This window comes from Bacillus sp. FSL H8-0516 (assembly GCF_038635285.1).
Taxonomy (GTDB): domain Bacteria; phylum Bacillota; class Bacilli; order Bacillales; family Bacillaceae; genus Bacillus; species Bacillus safensis.
Window position 1 is genome coordinate 15627 of the sequence record NZ_CP152051.1, and the last position, 17256, is coordinate 32882.

A 17256-nucleotide genomic window follows, 5' to 3' on the forward strand; every position below is an offset into this window, starting at 1 on the left:
ATGTGGGAAAGTAAATTTTCAAAAGAAGGTTTGACGTTTGACGATGTTTTGCTTGTTCCAGCAAAGTCTGAAGTACTTCCGCGTGATGTCAATTTATCAGTGGAGCTAACAAGCACATTAAAGCTTAACATTCCAATTATCAGTGCGGGAATGGACACAGTGACGGAATCACAAATGGCGATTGCAATGGCACGTCAAGGTGGTCTTGGTATTATTCATAAGAACATGTCCATTGAACAGCAAGCAGAGCAGGTAGATAAAGTAAAACGCTCAGAGCGCGGCGTTATTACAAATCCATTCTTCTTAACACCAGAGCATCAAGTATTTGATGCAGAGCATTTAATGGGTAAATACCGTATTTCAGGTGTGCCGATTGTGAACAACGAACAAGACCAAAAGCTTGTTGGTATTATTACGAACCGTGACCTTCGTTTTATTTCGGATTATTCAATGAAGATTAGCGACGTGATGACAAAAGAGGAACTTGTGACAGCTTCTGTTGGTACAACATTAGAAGAAGCTGAAAAAATCCTACAGCAGTACAAGATTGAAAAATTACCTCTTTTAGATGACGAAGGAACGTTAAAAGGTCTTATCACAATCAAAGATATTGAAAAAGTGATTGAATTCCCTAACTCCTCTAAAGATGCACATGGCCGTTTAATTGTTGGTGCCGCTGTTGGTGTCACTGGCGATACAATGACACGTGTGAAAAAATTAGTCGAAGCCAATGTGGATGTCATTGTCATTGATACAGCACACGGTCATTCTCAAGGTGTTCTAAACACTGTATCGAAAATCCGTGAAACGTATCCTTCTCTTAACATCATTGCTGGTAATGTTGCAACAGCCGAAGCAACAAAAGCATTGTTTGAAGCAGGAGCAGATATTGTAAAAGTCGGTATCGGACCAGGATCTATTTGTACAACACGTGTTGTTGCAGGTGTCGGTGTACCACAAATCACAGCGATCTATGACTGTGCAACAGAAGCAAGAAAACATGGTAAAGCTATTATTGCAGATGGTGGAATTAAATATTCAGGTGATATCGTGAAAGCATTAGCATCTGGCGGACATGCTGTTATGCTGGGAAGCCTTCTAGCTGGTACATCTGAAAGCCCAGGAGAAACAGAAATTTTCCAAGGTAGACGATTCAAAGTTTATCGTGGTATGGGTTCTGTCGCTGCAATGGAAAAAGGAAGTAAAGATCGTTACTTCCAAGAAGATAATAAAAAATTCGTTCCTGAAGGTATTGAAGGCCGTACACCATACAAAGGGCCAGTCGTTGATACAGTGTATCAACTAGTTGGCGGTATTCGTTCTGGTATGGGTTATTGTGGAACACAGGATTTACGCACTCTTAGAGAAGAAGCACAGTTCATTCGTATGACGGGTGCAGGACTTCGTGAGAGTCATCCACATGACGTACAAATTACAAAAGAATCACCAAACTACACAATTTCTTGATAAATTGTGACAATCAAATTACATTTGACAGGGTCTAAGACTCTGTCTATTTTTTTTGTCTTTATTGTGATAAAATTTATACTGTTGTGTTGAGATAAGCCCTTGTGGATTACATATATATGAAAAACGTCGAAAAAAGATGAATACGGAGGTATGACGATTGAACAGCAAGATGTTGAAACAGCTTATGGTCTCTATCCTTGCATTGGCATTGATTGTTACAGCATTTACACCAATGTCCAAAGCAAAAGCTGCTGAAGATCCATTCAGTGTGAATGCGAAAGCAGCGATCCTTATTGAAGCTTCTACAGGTAAAATTCTTTATAGTAAAAACGCAGATCAAAGACTGCCTATTGCAAGTATGGCAAAAATGATGACAGAGTATCTATTACTAGAGGCAATTGCTGAAGGAAAAGTGAAATGGGATCAAAAGTATACGCCAGATGATTATGTATACGAAATTTCTCAGGACCGCAGCTTATCCAACGTTCCTTTGAGAAAAGATGGTTCGTATACAGTAAAAGAACTTTATCAAGCAACGGCTATTTATTCGGCAAATGCAGCAGCGATTGGTTTAGCAGAAGTGATCGCTGGATCAGAATCGAAGTTTGTTGAAAAAATGAACGCAAAAGCAAAAGAACTTGGTTTAACAAACTACAAATTCGTGAATGCAACTGGTCTGGAAAATAAAGACTTACATGGCCAACAGCCAAAAGGTACAGGTCCTGATGAAGAAAGTGAAGTATCTGCAAAAGATATGGCTTTGCTTGCACAGCATCTCATCAAAGACCATCCAGAAATTCTTGAAACAGCAAGTATTGCGAAAACAAAGTTCAGAGAAGGCACAGACGATGAAATGGACATGCCTAACTGGAACTTCATGCTTAAAGGACTTGTGAAGGAATATAAAGGTGTTGACGGTCTGAAAACAGGATCTACAGATTCAGCCGGTTCTAGCTTCACAGGTACAGCAAAACAAGGGGACATGCGTGTCATCGCAGTTATCTTGAATGCAAAAGGTAATCTTCATACAGCACGTTTCGACGTGGCAAAAAAACTGTTCGACTATGCGTTTAAAAACTTCACGATGAAAGAAATGTACAAAAAAGGCCAACAAATTAAAGGACATGAAAACATCGAAGTGGATAAAGGCAAAGATAAAGAAGTACCTGTTGTGACGAAAGAAGCATTTTCTGTGCCAGTAAAAAATGGTGACGAAAAGAGCTATAAAGCAAAAGTAAATATGGAAAAAAAGAACCTAGAAGCTCCTATTAAAAAAGGAACGAAGGTTGGCATGCTGACGACTTCTTATTCTGGTGATGAGAAGGACTACGGCTATTTAAATAAAGACCAATCAGGTGTTGAGCTTGTGACGAAAACAAGCGATGAAAAAGCAAACTGGTTCATCCTTGCAATGCGCGGTGTAGGTGGATTTTTCGCTGGCATTTGGGGCGGAATCGTTGACACAGTAAAAGGCTGGTTCTAATAAAAAAACTGCTCTCTATACATGAGAGCAGTTTTTTTATCGTTAAAAGAAGAGCGATTGCTTCTGATTTTGAGGAGTGGACAAGGCTTGCTGAAAAATACCACATAACTTTTCCACGCCCTCGGTCAGTGCTTTTTCATTTACATAGGAAAAGCTGAGGCGGATATAATTCTGTTTCGGCTCTCCAGGATAGCAGACAGAGCCAGGCAGAAAAGTAATTTGCTGCTTACGTGCTTCATGTAAAAGTGCTCGTGTATCGACCCAGGAAGGAAAGCTGAGCCATAAATTGAGCCCGCCCTGTGGAATTTGCCACGTTACATCTTTCGGTGCGTGCTTCGTTAACACATCCATCATCAAATCGCGTCTCACCTTCAAGGCGGTTCTTAGCTTCTTCGTATGATCAATCATTTTCTTCGATGTCAGAAACGGCAATATGGCCTTTTGTGTGAGGAGAGGGCTGCCTAAGTCATTATTAGCCTTTGCAGCTAATAAACGGTTAAATATCGAGCCTGACGCGGTGATAATCCCTATTCTGCATCCTGGAGCCAGTGTTTTACTTAATCCTCGTAAATAAATGACGTGTCCATCATGATCCAAGCTTTTAATAGGTGCTGGCGGCTTCTTTTCAAAATAAAGCTCACGATATGGGTCATCTTCTACAATGAGACAATCTATGCTTTGAGCCAGTAAGAGAAGCTGTTTTCTGCGTTTCATCGACATACTGGCTCCTGTCGGACTGTGGAAAGTAGGAATCGTATAGATCAGCTTCGGTTTATATTTATCACAAATGCTTTGAAGCTGCTTCATGTTCATTCCTTCATGATCGACAGGGACGGTAATGATTCTTGCTCCTCTGCCCATAAAGACATCAATGGCCCCGGGATAGGTCGGTGCTTCCATGACAACCACATCATCCGGCCCAATAAACGTACGTGCCACCAAATCAAGCCCTTGCTGAGAACCACTTGTTACAAGGATATTTTCAGGGGTAGACGGCACATCCAACTTTTCTAAAAAGGACTGAATGACTTGTCGCAGCTGAAGATCACCTTGTATTTCACCATACTTCGACATGATTTGAGGATGTCTGGCTAGCACATGCTGCATTTCTTTTTCTAAATACCGGTTTGGCAAAAGACCTGGATCGATCATAGAGGAAGAAAGGTTAATGGCTTCTTCGACATAGTGATACTGGGCGAATTGAGACCGTGGTAAATAATCTGGAATCGACAACTGCCAATCGAAAGAAGTAGAAGAAGGAATTGGGATATCTACCTGTTCTCGCTGCTCATTCACAAAAGTTCCCTTACCTTGCACCGTTGTTAAATATCCGTCGTCCTTTAATCGTGTGTATGCCTTAGCTGCCGTGACAAGACTGACATTCAGCTGCTTAGCTAAATCACGGACAGTTGGCAGCTTTTCTCCTTGCTGAAGCAAACCCGATTGAATGTGATCGATGATTGAAAAGTAAATTTGATTTGAAAGAGATGTATCAGAGTGTCGATGGATATCAATATGCATGAAACCCCTCCATAGAATGCAAAATTGTTATACATGAATTTTAATTGTTATAGTTGCATTATAGCATGTAAATCACACTTGAAAGAGAAAACGATATGTTTTTAGCTGAAAATCCTTTGTTTACAAGGGTTTATCCTTATTCCCCGGTTGGTTGAATTGTTATACTATTCTCTTTATTGTTATACTTCCTCGCTTGTATGATAAAGATGTTGAATGAATCGAATAGACAAATGGGAGGAAACTATTGTGAGCAATAAGGGAACTGAACGAGTGAAACGTGGAATGGCAGAAATGCAAAAGGGTGGCGTCATTATGGATGTCGTCAATGCGGAGCAGGCAAAAATTGCAGAAGAAGCAGGTGCGGTGGCAGTCATGGCACTAGAACGAGTACCAGCTGATATCCGTGCAGCAGGCGGTGTTGCCCGTATGGCAGACCCAAGAATCGTAGAGGAAGTACAAAATGCAGTAACGATTCCAGTCATGGCAAAAGCACGTATCGGCCACATCGTCGAGGCTCGTGTTCTTGAAGCACTTGGTGTTGATTATATCGATGAGAGTGAAGTGCTGACGCCCGCAGATGAGGAATTCCATTTAAATAAAAATGAATACACAGTACCTTTTGTCTGTGGATGCCGCGATTTAGGTGAGGCAACCCGCCGTATCGCAGAAGGCGCTTCTATGCTTCGTACAAAAGGAGAACCTGGGACAGGCAACATCGTAGAAGCTGTGCGTCATATGAGAAAGGTCAATGCTCAGATTCGTAAAGTATCGGCTATGAGTGAAGATGAACTGATGACAGAAGCCAAGAATCTTGGCGCGCCTTATGAATTATTGCTGCAAATCAAAAGAGACGGCAAGCTGCCAGTTGTGAACTTTGCAGCAGGAGGCGTTGCGACACCAGCAGATGCTGCATTAATGATGCAGCTTGGAGCAGACGGTGTATTTGTCGGGTCTGGTATTTTCAAATCAGACAATCCAGCTAAATTTGCAAAAGCGATTGTTGAAGCAACGACTCATTACACTGATTACCGTCTCATTGCAGACCTTTCAAAAGAGCTTGGAACAGCTATGAAAGGAATTGAAATTTCAAATCTACTGCCAGAAGAACGTATGCAAGAGCGTGGCTGGTAATTAAGGGAGCGCAAACGAACATGCTGACAATTGGTGTACTTGGGCTTCAAGGAGCGGTGAGAGAGCATATTCAATCGATTGAAGCCTGCGGCGCAGAAGGAAAGATTATCAAACGCGTAGAAGAGCTAGAATCCGTTGACGGTTTGATTATCCCTGGTGGAGAAAGTACGACGATGAGGAGACTTATGGATACGTACCAATTCATTGAACCGATCAAAGCGTTCGCTGCTCAAGGGAAACCGATTTTCGGGACATGTGCCGGTTTGATTATGCTGGCTAAGCATATCGAAGATCGAGAAGATGCTCATCTTGGCCTGTTAAATGTATCTGTTGCACGGAACTCTTTTGGCAGACAGGTAGACAGTTTTGAAGCAGATTTAAAAGTAAAAGGACTGGATGCGCCGTTTACAGGGGTATTCATCCGTGCGCCTCATATCATCAGCGCAGATAATGACGTAGAAATCATGGCTGAATATGATGGCAGGATTGTGATGGCGAAAGAAAACAATATCTTAGGCTGCTCTTTTCATCCAGAGCTGACAGACGATCACCGGTTAACACAGCTGTTTGTAGACATGGTGAAGTCCTACAAAACGAAGCTTGCTGTATAAAACGGTTGAAAAGAGATAAAACTTATAGTACATTAAAATCACAATCAAAGATCGAAAAAGCGTTGACGGGAAATAGTAAGAAGCCCCTCTTTCTCAGAGAGCCGATGGTTGGTGAGAATCGGTGAAAGATGCATTCTGAATCCATCCTTGAGCGAAATGCTGAAACACGAGAAGTAAGCATTTACGGTGATACCGTTACAGAGGAAAGAGGAAAGCATGCTTCTGCATGTTTTCAATCAGGGTGGCAACGCGAGAGCTCTCGTCCCTTTCATGGGATGAGGGCTCTTTTTATTTTTCGATAAAAAAAGGAGTGTTACACATGCTTGATATTAAACAACTGCGCACGGACTTTGATCAAATCAAAGAAAAATTAGCACACCGAGGCGAAGATTTAGCGGATTTTGATAAGTTTGGTGAGCTAGATCAAAAAAGAAGAGAATTAATCGGGAAAACAGAAGAATTAAAGAGCCGAAGAAATGAAGTATCACAGCAAGTGGCCGTTCTAAAAAGAGAAAAGAAAGACGCCGATCACATTATTCAAGAAATGCGTGAGGTAGGAGATGAGATCAAGAAGCTGGATGATGAGCTAAGAACAGTAGAAGAAAGCTTGCAGCACATCCTGTTCTCAATTCCAAATATCCCTCATGACTCTGTACCAGTTGGTGAAACAGAAGACGACAACGTGGAAGTGAGAAAATGGGGCGAACAGCCAGCCTTCTCATTTGAGCCAAAACCACATTGGGACGTAGCTGATGAGCTAAAAATCCTTGATTTTGAACGTGCAGGAAAAGTGACAGGAAGCCGTTTCGTTTTTTATAAAGGGCTTGGCGCACGCTTAGAGCGCGCATTGTATAACTTTATGCTTGATTTACATGTGGATGAGTTTGGTTTTACTGAAGTGCTTCCACCTTACATGGTCAACAGAGCAAGTATGACAGGAACTGGGCAGCTTCCAAAATTCGAAGAGGATGCCTTTAAAATTCGTGAAGAAGATTACTTCCTCATTCCAACAGCTGAAGTGCCAATTACGAACATGCATCGTGACGAAATTCTTGAAGGTGAACAACTGCCGATCAACTATGCAGCATTCAGTGCTTGCTTTAGATCAGAAGCTGGATCTGCTGGAAGAGATACACGTGGACTCATCCGTCAGCATCAATTTAACAAGGTAGAGCTTGTGAAATTTGTCAGACCAGAAGATTCTTATGAAGAATTAGAGAAACTAACAAATCAAGCAGAAAAAGTTCTTCAGCTATTGAACCTGCCATACCGTGTCATGAGCATGTGTACGGGAGATTTAGGATTCACAGCTGCGAAGAAATACGATATCGAAGTGTGGATTCCGAGCCAGAATACGTATCGTGAAATTTCTTCTTGCAGTAACTTCGAAGCATTCCAGGCAAGACGTGCAAACATTCGTTTCCGTCCAGAACCTAAAGCGAAGCCAGAACATGTCCACACATTAAATGGATCTGGCTTAGCGGTAGGAAGAACCGTAGCGGCTATTTTAGAAAACTATCAACAAGAGGACGGCACAGTGATCATTCCTGAAGTACTGCGTCCTTATATGGGAAATAAAGAAGTGATGAAATAAGATGCCGTCAAGGCATCTTTTTCTTTTTACCAAAAGTCCTACAGTTTTCCTAAATTTAGCCGATAAAAAAATTAAAAGCTTCTAGGAAAGAAGGAATAACCTTGAATAGGCTTGACTATTATGTTGAAATGGCTCATTTACTTAGAAAGGTACTAGATGAAAGTATTCTTTTCGGCATCACAGATACAGAGAAGATACTATGTTATTACCCGTCTAACACAATAGATTTTGGTATGAAAGTTGGAGACCCATTGAACCCAGAAGACCAAAATGTGGCGACGACATTAAGAGGACAAGAATATGACGGTCATTTACCAGAGCATTTATATGGTTATGAAATTGCTGTAAAAGGTTACCCGATTTTTGATGAAGATAGAAAAGTAATTGGCTCTTTTTTAGTGGCATTTTCACATCATCGTGAAAAGAAATTAAGCGGTTATATGGAGCAAATCAATAAAGTAGCGAAAGAACTCCAAGGTGGAATTGAGCAAATTGCTGCACATTCTCAAGAGCTGGCTGCCACAAGTTTAGAAATAAGCGAACAGGCAGGAAGAGCGGAAGAGAAATCTGCGAATATTGAAGAAGTCGTCAAAACCATTGGCGGGATCGCTAGACAAACAAATCTGCTCGGTTTAAATGCTGCAATTGAAGCCGCAAGAGCAGGCGAGAACGGAAAAGGGTTTGCTGTCGTTGCTGATGAAGTTCGCAAATTATCAGATGGCTCGAAGGAAGCGGCTGAAACCATTAATACATTTTTAAAAGAAATCCAAGACAGCATTGGCACTTTGTCTGAAAACATCTCACAAATCAGCAGTTCAACAAATGAACAAGCCAAACAAGTGACAGACTTTACGAAGATTATCGAGTCATTAAATGAGTTTAAAGTAGAGATGAATCAGTTTATTGAAGAAATTAGACAGGATACGAAATAGATCAAGAGCAGCCGTCAATGGCTGCTTCAGCGTGTAGACAAACCCTCGCATTCGGTGTCAGGTCTGCGCTTCGGTGCTCACGAATGTCAAATTCGCTCCGCTCCGGTGCTCGCCCTTCCTAGGGCTGCAAAGGTTTTCTATCACGCTGAAAAGAAGACAAAGGGCTAAAATCAAAATCATTTTAGCCCTTTGTCAACAATCTGGAGCAGCCATCAATGGCTGCTTTTTTATAGGCAAATATCATGCCGAAATCACATATTGAAATTTTTTTCGAAAAGATGTTGACTTCAAATAAAATGATATGGTATATTAATTCTTGTCGATACGGAGGAATACCCAAGTCCGGCTGAAGGGATCGGTCTTGAAAACCGACAGGGGTGTCAAAGCCCGCGGGGGTTCGAATCCCTCTTCCTCCGCCATATTGATTTTTTACCTTAGTTGAATTGAACGCAAGCATAAAAATTGGAAATTGTCAAACCGCTGCATTTCGCGAATGCAGCGGTTTTTTTTATTTTGTTTTAGAGCGATTTTTTTGAATAACAGAAGCTATTTCATGAAGAATGGGATCAAGTGAGCTTTCATCATGAAGTAAGTCGTAATCTTCAATATTAATTTTAATCACTGGGCATAAATCAAATTGATCGATCCATTCCGTGTATCGAGTGTACATTTCTTCCCAATAAGCTCGGTCAGTTTGAGTTTCCATCTCTCTGCCGCGTTCTTCAATACGATGTAAAATATGATCTAAATCCCCGTGTAGATAGATGAGGACATCAGGGTGAGGGAAGTAAGGTGTCATCACCATCGCCTCAAATAGGCTTGTATACGTTTCATAATCGACCTCAGACATCGTACCTTTGTCCGCATGCATTTTTGCAAATATGCCAGTATCCTCATAAATGGAACGATCTTGTACGTATCCTCCGCCAGATTCAAAAATCCGCTTTTGCTCCTTAAAACGCTCAGCTAGGAAATAGACCTGTAAGTGGAAGCTCCATCTTTGGAAATCTGAATAAAAAGGCTCTAAATATGGGTTATCATCTACTTTTTCAAGAGAGGTTTGAAACCCTAGCTTGTCCGCTATTGTTTTGGTCATAGTTGATTTGCCGACACCAACAGTCCCGGCAATTGTGATGACTGCGTCCTTTGGTATTTCGATCTTGTTCATAGCACTTGCTCCTTTATGTTCTGTACAATTTGCTGGTAATCTTGCTTTGAGGAAACGAAGTCTGTATGATCTCCTTCAATTGTAATGATAGGAAGCCCTGGCTCAGTCTGTTTTAAATGTTCAATGGCCAGCTCGTAATCTTCAATGAGTGTTTTTAAATAAGCTGGGTCGATGTCTTCTTCAAAAGAGCGTCCTCTCATCTGTATTCTTTCAAGTAAGGTGGGAAGGCTGGCTTTTATATAGATCATGGCATTTGGTTTAGGAAGATCATCTGTTAGCAGGTGATAGATCTTTCTGTATTTATCCATGTGCTTTTTTGATAATGTTCTTTCTGCAAATATCATATTTTTATAGACGTGATAATCAGTGACAACTGGCTGCTGTTTATTCACATAGTTTTCTTCAATTGATTCTAACTGTTTGAACCGATTGCATAAAAAGAACATCTCAAGCTGAAAGCTCCATTGTTCCATATCTTCATAAAATTTATCTAAGAATGGATTTTCTTCTACAATCTCTTTTACTAAAGGAAATTGAAATTCCTTCGCAAGCATTGTAGCCAAAGTTGTTTTTCCGGCTCCAATCGGGCCTTCCACTGCAATAAAAGGGGCAGGATACATAGGCGTTCTCCTCTATCTATAAAGTTAAAGTTGCAAACCAATGTATATTGTACCATACCCCTTCTAATAGATAGAGTGAATGGATTACGATGTCGTTCTTTTTTCAATATTAAATTGATCTGATAATAAGAGCCAGTTTTGTGGGAAAGATAGACCTAATTTCCAATAAGCAATGCCGTTCAAATTTAGCTCTTTGATGAGGTTGAACTTTGCTTGAATTGATCTAGCGTCTTCGAACCAGACCTCATGCTCTTTGTTGTTGGCATCTGTATAACGAAAATGGGGTGCTTGTGCTGTTTCGTCGTATAAGATAGAGACATTGTGCTCTCTAGCAAGTGCAATTGCTTGTTGAGGACTGACGGCTTTGGCTATGGGGCCGCCCTGGACGAAAGGAAGTGTCCAATCATAGCCGTATAAATTCTGCCCCATTACAATTTTATTGGCAGGTATGACAGTTAGTGCATATTCAATGACTTGGCGGACAGGTCCAATTGGAGAGACAGCTTGTGGAGGGCCGCCGCTGTACCCCCATTCATAGGTCATCAACACAACGTGATCGACGATCTTACCGATTGCTTCATAGTCATGGGCTTCATACCATTTGCCCTTTTGCTGACTACTTGTTTTTGGTGCAAGTGCAACAGATATTGTCCATCCTTCTTGATGGAAACGGGCTGTTGCTTCTCTTAAAAATTGAATATAAGCATCTTTATCAGCAGGGCGTAAATATTCAAAATCAAAATGGATTTCCTTGAATTGATACTTTTTGGCAACTCGAACAATTTCATTTAAAAATGCCGTTTTGACAGATTGGTTAGTTAAAAGAATACGCCCAAGTTCATCACTGAATTTTTCATTCTCTAGATTTGTCACCACCATGGTTAATACAGTTCTGTTCTGAGCGGCAATCTGGGGTAGTTGGTCTAACGGTGGTTCTCGCAGTGTCCCATCTCTTTGTGCTTGAAAACTAAAGACGTCTAAATGGGTTAAGTATGGGGAGGCCTCTCTAGCTGCCTGCTTTAAGTTTTCACTGACTTGATTTCCCCGTGGTTCAATATAAGCATTGGAATTAATGTTCCTTTTCGGTCTTTGTGGAATATAGAGCAAGAAACGAATAGGCAGTATCGCTTCAGGTCGAATTCTGTTCACGCGTGCCAATTCTTCCACTGAGATTTGAAACCGTCTACCAATTTGATATAGTGTGTCATTTTGTTTGACCTCATAAAATTGACCTCTAATTGGAATGACAATTGTTTGTCCAATGACGAGTTGATTTGGTGTTTCGATTTCGTTAGTACGGATGATTTCATTGACTGTCGTTTTAAAACGCATAGCAATGTCGTTTAAAGTATCTCCTCTTTTGACAACATAAATTTGAATAGTCAACGCCCCCTTTGTTATTGCTAACAATTTATGAGGGTTATAGCTAAATCATGTTTGATTTTCATTCGTGATTTCCTTAGCGGTAGTGATTTTGGCTAGAAGAACGTTCTCCATCATCGTTAAAGCGTAGTCGTTATCTCTGTCGTCGTTTGAAGCGATACAATCTTTAGGTACAATTAGATTGTATTCTCGCATGTATGCGTCATTTGCAGTGAACAAAACGCAAATGTTTCCGGCAATTCCAGTTAGAATAATGTCCTCAACACCTAATTCATTTAAGAGTGTCTCTAGTGCAGTACCGTAGAAGGCAGAATGCTTAGGTTTAATTAAGAAGTAATTATCTTTTGATGGTGTCATTTTCTCTAAAATAGGAGCGCTTCTTTCGTTTTTGCATGTTTCTAAAACAGCTTGGATATCAGCCTTCCAAAGTCCGTAGTGATCGTTGATATAAATGATTGGCCAATTTTCCTTGAAAGCATGTTGTTTAAGAGCTAAAATTTTATTGGTCATTTGCTCTGTTTTTTCTGCAAGCACATGTCCCATTTCAAAATCAAAATCATTAATCATGTCGATAATAAGCAGCGCCTTTTTTTGCTTTGACAAAATAAGACCCCCTTTAAAAGATTGTGATAATATGTTAACCTCAATTTCCTTTTAAAAAACATGAAAAGAGAGCCATGCCATGACGAAAGATGAAAAGTTTATGCAAGAAGCCATTTCTGAAGCCTTAAAAGCAGAACAAATTGGGGAAGTGCCGATTGGTGCGATCATTGTTGTTGATGATCAAATCGTGAGCCGGGCTCATAATTTAAGGGAAAGTGAGCAGCGTTCGATTGCACATGCAGAATTACTTGCTATTGATGAAGCATGTAAAGCGACAGGGAGCTGGCGTTTAGAAGATGCTGTGCTTTACGTTACGCTTGAGCCATGCCCAATGTGTGCGGGTGCTATTGTTCTCTCTAGAGTGAAAAAGGTCGTTTTTGGTGCATACGATCCAAAAGGTGGATGCGCAGGTACTTTAATGAATTTACTGGATGATGAACGGTTCAATCATCAGTCTGAGGTCATCGGTGGTGTACTTGAAAATCAGTGTGGTGAGCTGTTAAGTCAGTTCTTCCGAAACCTCCGTCAGCGAAAGAAACACGCCAAAAGTAAATGAATGGATGTCGTTTGCAATTTGAGCTGTAAGAAGGTATACTTATGTCTGCGTCACTAACAATTTAATATTCATTTTGCCGTGCTAAGCGGGGAGGTAGCGGTGCCCTGTACTCGCAATCCGCTCTAGCGAGGCCGAATCCCTTCTCGAGGTTCGTTTACTTCAAGGTCTGCCTTAAATAAGTGGTGTTGACGTCTGGGTCCTGCGCAATGGGAATTCATGAACCATGTCAGGTCCGGAAGGAAGCAGCATTAAGTGAAACCTCTCATGTGCCGCAGGGTTGCCTGGGCCGAGCTAACTGTTTAAGTAACGCTTGGGGTAGCGAATCGACAGAAGGTGCACGGTAAATCAATATTAAATGTAACTCATCTAGTTTAACTAGGTGAGTTTTTTGTTGCTGTTCCAAGAATAGCTTAACTGCTTTGGTTATACAAATAGATAAAAAGTCTTTTTAGAGCCATTTGTTTTTTCACTAACCGCAAAAGGAACTGGTGTTCTGTTTGGGGTTTCAGGTCTTTTTACAAAGCTAGAAAATACGTTTTTAATACATAGAAAGTAGAAAATCTCTAGTTGAAATCATCTTTTTGGCATATTAGAAAATAAAGGTGTGCTTTTGAATTGATCGGTGCATCATGTATAATGAAAAGGATGATAAATGGAGGAGGGCGTATTTGTGAGTTATCAAGCTTTATATCGAGTGTTCAGACCTCAAGTTTTTGAGGATGTTGTTGGACAAGAACACATCACAAAAACGTTGCAAAATGCCCTTTTGCAGAAAAAGTTTTCTCATGCTTACTTATTTTCAGGTCCTAGAGGAACAGGTAAAACAAGTGCTGCCAAAATCTTTGCTAAGGCAGTGAACTGTGAAAAGTCACCTGTTAGCGAGCCGTGTAATGAATGTGATGCCTGTAAAGGGATTACAAACGGTTCAATTTCAGACGTGATTGAAATAGATGCTGCCTCGAATAACGGGGTAGATGAAATCCGGGATATACGTGATAAAGTGAAATTTGCTCCTTCGGCGGTTACATATAAGGTTTATATTATAGATGAAGTACATATGCTCTCTATCGGTGCATTTAATGCTCTCCTTAAAACGCTGGAAGAACCGCCTGCTCATTGTATCTTTATTTTGGCTACCACAGAGCCCCATAAGATTCCTCTTACCATCATATCTCGTTGTCAGCGATTTGATTTTAAACGAATCACGACTAAAGATATTGTTGGAAGAATGGAGAAAATTGTAGATGCAGAAGGCCTTGACGTACAGGAGGGTTCGCTCGAGATTATTGCTAGTGCAGCTGATGGCGGTATGCGTGATGCACTAAGTCTCTTGGATCAAGCGATCTCATTTAGTGGTGAACAATTGACAATTGATGATGCGCTGCTCATTACAGGTGCTGTATCTCAGCATTTCATTAGTCAGCTTGCTGAAGCAATTTTTGATCAAAATATTGCCACAGCGTTAGATACATTAAATGAATTGCTCCAGCAGGGGAAAGATGCTGCTAAATTAATAGAGGATATGATTTTTTACTTTAGAGATATGCTGCTTTATAAAACGGCACCAGATCTCGAGGGTGTCCTTGAAAAGGTAAAGGTCGACGAAAGTTTCGTGGCGCTGTCAGATCGTGTGACACCTCAGTTTCTGTATGAAACCATTGAAGTCCTGAATAAAAGCCACCAAGAAATGAAATGGACAAATCATCCAAGGATTTTCTTTGAGGTAGCTGTTGTAAAGCTGTGTCAGTCAACAGCAGGATTGACACAAGGCCATGCTGACGCTGATTTAACAGCGCTAACAGATAAAATAAACAGGCTGGAACAGGAACTATCGAGGCTAAGAGCCGAAGGTGTACCAATGTCTCCATCTCATAGCCCTCAAGAAAAAAAGGAAGCGCCTCGACCACAAACGAGTAACAAAAATGGCTATCGTGCTCCTGTCGGCCGAATTCATGAGATTCTAAAAGAAGCGAAACGGCCTGAGTTAGAAAAAATTAAAAGCAAATGGGGAGAGCTCCTTGCCCAGTTGAAACAGCAGAATAAGGTGTCTCACGCTGCGTTATTAACGGACAGTGAGCCAGTTGCGGCTGCTTCGCATGCCTTTGTTTTAAAATTCAAATTTGAAATACATTGTAAAATGGTTGCTGAAGATAAAAGCGGTGTTCGGACCAATCTTGAACAACTGCTAGAGTCTATGTTAGGAAAAAGAGTGGAATTAGTTGGCGTTCCTGACGCTCAATGGGGTAAAATAAGAGAAGAATTTTTAAGAGATCATCAGCCGGATGAACAAGCAGATGGTCAGGGAACTTCTACTGAAGAGGATCCATTGATTGCGGAAGCAAAAAAATTAGTAGGAACTGATTTAATTGAAATTAAAGATTAATAAAAATGAAAGAGAGTGGTGTTCATATGCGCGGTGGAATGGGAAATATGCAAAAAATGATGAAACAAATGCAAAAAATGCAAAAGGATATGGCGAAGGCTCAAGAAGAGCTTGCAGAAAAAGTTCTTGAAGGTACAGCTGGTGGCGGTATGGTCACTGTCAAAGTAAATGGACAAAAAGAAGTCGTTGATGTAGCAATTAATGAAGAAGTTGTTGATCCAGAAGATATCGATATGCTTCAAGATCTTGTACTTGCTGCGACAAACGATGCATTGAAAAAAGTCGATGAGCTAACGAATGAAACGATGGGTCAATTCACAAAAGGAATGAACATGCCAGGTTTATTCTAGGAGGAATAACTGAAGATGCAATATCCTGAACCAATATCAAAGCTGATTGACAGCTTTATGAAATTGCCAGGAATCGGACCGAAAACTGCGGTCCGTCTGGCTTTTTTTGTTCTTAGTATGCAGGAAGATGTCGTACTAGATTTCGCGAAGGCGCTTGTAAATGCAAAGCGTAATTTAACTTATTGTTCGGTATGCGGTCATATCACAGACCAAGATCCTTGCTATATTTGTGAAGATACAAGAAGAGATCAATCTGTTATCTGTGTAGTGCAGGATCCAAAAGATGTAATCGCAATGGAAAAAATGAAAGAATACAACGGCTTATATCATGTGCTTCATGGTGCCATTTCGCCAATGGACGGAATTGGCCCAGAGGATATTAAAATTCCTGACCTATTAAAAAGATTGCAAGACGATCAAGTGACAGAGGTGATCCTTGCAACCAATCCAAACATTGAAGGAGAAGCAACAGCCATGTATATCTCCAGATTGTTAAAACCATCAGGAATTAAACTCTCTCGCATTGCTCACGGACTTCCAGTAGGCGGGGATTTAGAGTATGCGGATGAAGTTACACTGTCTAAGGCTCTAGAAGGCAGACGTGAGATGTAGGAAGGAGAAGTACGGTACATGGGTTTTCTTCGCAGAAAATCAATTCGAAAAGAATTCGATGAGAAATTAATTCAACAGCTTTTTAAGCAAAAGGAAGAATGGAACAGACAAAAAAAGCTTGTCGCAAATAGCGTTGAGCCTTCACCGGACATTCTATTCGAATTAAAGCTTGCTCAAGCAAAGTACTTTTTCTATCTGAGAGAAGCGAAAAAGAGGAATTTACGTTTAAACAACTGGAAATAGCAGGTCTATTATACATAGTCCTCTCATATGCTTGTACTATTCATATGAAGAGGAGATGAGAGGATTATGGAACCTGTTATTGTGATCGGGTCAATTTTGCTAGCTGTGCTATTGTTGTTTATGTCAGGTGTGCAGGCGAATCCATTCAAATGGTTAGGGCTTATCGGAGTGAAGTTTATAGCAGGCGCTCTTTTTTTATTTTGCCTCAACCTATTTGGCGAGAGTCTAGGATTACATATCTCTATTAACCCTGTAACGAGTGGAATTAGTGGTTTATTGGGTATTCCGGGCGTAGCAGCTTTAATCGTTATTGAAAAGTTTATTATTTAATGAAAAATATTATTGACTTTGATTCGATAGGGTGGTAAATTAATATACGTCGCTGATGACGAAGAAACGAAAAAACATAATAACAAAAAAGTTGTTGACACTAACAACTTGGATGTGATAAGATGTTCTAGTCGCTTCTGAAGCGGTAAACAAGTTCTTTGAAAACTAAACAAGACAAAACGTACCTGTTAATTCGAGTTTTTATAAAAAAATCCTATGATACTTCATAGGTAGTCAGTCAAACTGGCGAAAAGCAAAACTTCGGT

Annotated in this window: 17 protein-coding genes, 1 tRNA gene, 1 other RNA gene and 1 other annotated feature; of the genes, 14 read left to right on the forward strand and 5 right to left on the reverse strand. The window is 40.6% G+C overall.

What is annotated here, in order from left to right; translation table 11 throughout:
* Both guaB and MHB67_RS00075 read left to right on the forward strand, forming a co-directional pair.
* Nucleotides 1-1467: an IMP dehydrogenase gene (guaB, locus tag MHB67_RS00070; protein WP_041106261.1), complete on the forward strand. Its 1467-nt coding sequence runs from the start codon at nucleotides 1-3 to the stop codon at nucleotides 1465-1467.
* Between the two features lie 160 nt (nucleotides 1468-1627).
* Nucleotides 1628-2953, forward strand: coding sequence for a D-alanyl-D-alanine carboxypeptidase family protein (locus MHB67_RS00075; protein ID WP_133745005.1), 1326 nt, complete (start codon nucleotides 1628-1630; stop codon nucleotides 2951-2953).
* A 42-nt stretch (nucleotides 2954-2995) separates the two neighbouring features.
* Here the strand turns inward: MHB67_RS00075 and MHB67_RS00080 are convergent, their stop codons facing one another.
* On the reverse strand, nucleotides 2996-4474 hold the full coding sequence (locus tag MHB67_RS00080; protein WP_342492712.1) for a PLP-dependent aminotransferase family protein: 1479 nt from the start codon (nucleotides 4472-4474) through the stop codon (nucleotides 2996-2998).
* A 246-nt stretch (nucleotides 4475-4720) separates the two neighbouring features.
* On the opposite strand from MHB67_RS00080, the gene pdxS reads away from it, so the two are divergent.
* The 5 genes from pdxS (at nucleotide 4721) to MHB67_RS00105 (ending at nucleotide 9161) form a co-directional block, all read left to right on the forward strand.
* Entirely contained in the window at nucleotides 4721-5605 is an 885-nt protein-coding gene (gene pdxS / locus MHB67_RS00085; protein WP_024425756.1) for a pyridoxal 5'-phosphate synthase lyase subunit PdxS, read from the forward strand.
* Nucleotides 5606-5625: 20 nt separating this feature from the next.
* A complete protein-coding gene (gene pdxT, locus MHB67_RS00090; RefSeq protein WP_024426747.1) occupies nucleotides 5626-6216 on the forward strand; it encodes a pyridoxal 5'-phosphate synthase glutaminase subunit PdxT in 591 nt (196 codons plus the stop codon).
* A 53-nt stretch (nucleotides 6217-6269) separates the two neighbouring features.
* Nucleotides 6270-6486 (forward strand) — a binding site (T-box leader).
* 49 nt (nucleotides 6487-6535) lie between these two features.
* Complete coding sequence (serS, locus tag MHB67_RS00095) at nucleotides 6536-7810, forward strand: serine--tRNA ligase (protein WP_024426746.1); 1275 nt, start codon at nucleotides 6536-6538, stop codon at nucleotides 7808-7810.
* Nucleotides 7811-7911: 101 nt separating this feature from the next.
* Complete coding sequence (locus MHB67_RS00100) at nucleotides 7912-8742, forward strand: methyl-accepting chemotaxis protein (RefSeq protein ID WP_024425758.1); 831 nt, start codon at nucleotides 7912-7914, stop codon at nucleotides 8740-8742.
* Between the two features lie 326 nt (nucleotides 8743-9068).
* Nucleotides 9069-9161 (forward strand) — tRNA-Ser (locus MHB67_RS00105).
* Nucleotides 9162-9250: 89 nt separating this feature from the next.
* On the opposite strand, the gene MHB67_RS00110 is transcribed toward MHB67_RS00105, so the two are convergent.
* From MHB67_RS00110 to MHB67_RS00125, 4 genes are all read right to left on the reverse strand, one after another.
* The gene (locus MHB67_RS00110) at nucleotides 9251-9910 is read right to left on the reverse strand and encodes a deoxynucleoside kinase (protein WP_044335754.1); all 660 of its coding nucleotides are present in this window, start codon (nucleotides 9908-9910) and stop codon (nucleotides 9251-9253) included.
* Nucleotides 9907-10530 carry a deoxynucleoside kinase gene (locus MHB67_RS00115; protein WP_044335752.1) on the reverse strand — a complete coding sequence of 208 codons (624 nt, stop codon included), beginning with the start codon at nucleotides 10528-10530 and terminating at the stop codon, nucleotides 9907-9909. Before MHB67_RS00115 ends, MHB67_RS00110 begins: the two co-directional genes overlap by 4 nt.
* Before the next feature lie 84 nt (nucleotides 10531-10614).
* Nucleotides 10615-11916: a glycoside hydrolase family 18 protein gene (locus MHB67_RS00120; protein WP_025092701.1), complete on the reverse strand. Its 1302-nt coding sequence runs from the start codon at nucleotides 11914-11916 to the stop codon at nucleotides 10615-10617.
* A gap of 45 nt (nucleotides 11917-11961) precedes the next feature.
* The gene (locus tag MHB67_RS00125) at nucleotides 11962-12516 is read right to left on the reverse strand and encodes an isochorismatase family cysteine hydrolase (RefSeq protein ID WP_024425761.1); all 555 of its coding nucleotides are present in this window, start codon (nucleotides 12514-12516) and stop codon (nucleotides 11962-11964) included.
* Between the two features lie 79 nt (nucleotides 12517-12595).
* Here MHB67_RS00125 and tadA point away from each other — a divergent pair, with 79 nt between their 5' ends.
* From tadA to MHB67_RS00160, 7 genes are all read left to right on the forward strand, one after another.
* Nucleotides 12596-13072, forward strand: a complete 477-nt coding sequence (tadA, locus tag MHB67_RS00130; protein WP_103132795.1) for a tRNA adenosine(34) deaminase TadA — start codon at nucleotides 12596-12598, stop codon at nucleotides 13070-13072.
* Between the two features lie 76 nt (nucleotides 13073-13148).
* An RNA gene (ffs, locus tag MHB67_RS00135) (signal recognition particle sRNA large type) lies at nucleotides 13149-13413 on the forward strand.
* A 329-nt stretch (nucleotides 13414-13742) separates the two neighbouring features.
* Nucleotides 13743-15455 (forward strand): DNA polymerase III subunit gamma/tau, encoded by a 1713-nt coding sequence (gene dnaX, locus MHB67_RS00140; protein WP_103132796.1) that lies wholly within the window; start codon nucleotides 13743-13745, stop codon nucleotides 15453-15455.
* 26 nt (nucleotides 15456-15481) lie between these two features.
* Nucleotides 15482-15805: a YbaB/EbfC family nucleoid-associated protein gene (locus tag MHB67_RS00145; protein ID WP_008342011.1), complete on the forward strand. Its 324-nt coding sequence runs from the start codon at nucleotides 15482-15484 to the stop codon at nucleotides 15803-15805.
* 15 nt (nucleotides 15806-15820) lie between these two features.
* Entirely contained in the window at nucleotides 15821-16417 is a 597-nt protein-coding gene (gene recR / locus MHB67_RS00150; protein ID WP_003218094.1) for a recombination protein RecR, read from the forward strand.
* A gap of 18 nt (nucleotides 16418-16435) precedes the next feature.
* Entirely contained in the window at nucleotides 16436-16660 is a 225-nt protein-coding gene (locus MHB67_RS00155; RefSeq protein ID WP_024425764.1) for a YaaL family protein, read from the forward strand.
* Nucleotides 16661-16726: 66 nt separating this feature from the next.
* Complete coding sequence (locus MHB67_RS00160) at nucleotides 16727-16990, forward strand: pro-sigmaK processing inhibitor BofA family protein (protein WP_103132797.1); 264 nt, start codon at nucleotides 16727-16729, stop codon at nucleotides 16988-16990.
* Nucleotides 16991-17256: the final 266 nt, after the last annotated feature.

Bases quoted from the DNA above. Each gene is read 5' to 3' on its own strand.
- guaB (WP_041106261.1), top strand. From the start codon at position 1: ATGTGGGAAAGTAAATTTTCAAAAGAAGGTTTGACGTTTGACGATGTT.
- MHB67_RS00080 (WP_342492712.1), bottom strand. From the start codon at position 4,474: ATGCATATTGATATCCATCGACACTCTGATACATCTCTTTCAAATCAA.
- pdxT (WP_024426747.1), top strand. From the start codon at position 5,626: ATGCTGACAATTGGTGTACTTGGGCTTCAAGGAGCGGTGAGAGAGCAT.
- serS (WP_024426746.1), top strand. From the start codon at position 6,536: ATGCTTGATATTAAACAACTGCGCACGGACTTTGATCAAATCAAAGAA.
- MHB67_RS00110 (WP_044335754.1), bottom strand. From the start codon at position 9,910: ATGAACAAGATCGAAATACCAAAGGACGCAGTCATCACAATTGCCGGG.
- MHB67_RS00115 (WP_044335752.1), bottom strand. From the start codon at position 10,530: ATGTATCCTGCCCCTTTTATTGCAGTGGAAGGCCCGATTGGAGCCGGA.
- tadA (WP_103132795.1), top strand. From the start codon at position 12,596: ATGACGAAAGATGAAAAGTTTATGCAAGAAGCCATTTCTGAAGCCTTA.
- MHB67_RS00145 (WP_008342011.1), top strand. From the start codon at position 15,482: ATGCGCGGTGGAATGGGAAATATGCAAAAAATGATGAAACAAATGCAA.
- recR (WP_003218094.1), top strand. From the start codon at position 15,821: ATGCAATATCCTGAACCAATATCAAAGCTGATTGACAGCTTTATGAAA.
- MHB67_RS00155 (WP_024425764.1), top strand. From the start codon at position 16,436: ATGGGTTTTCTTCGCAGAAAATCAATTCGAAAAGAATTCGATGAGAAA.
- MHB67_RS00160 (WP_103132797.1), top strand. From the start codon at position 16,727: ATGGAACCTGTTATTGTGATCGGGTCAATTTTGCTAGCTGTGCTATTG.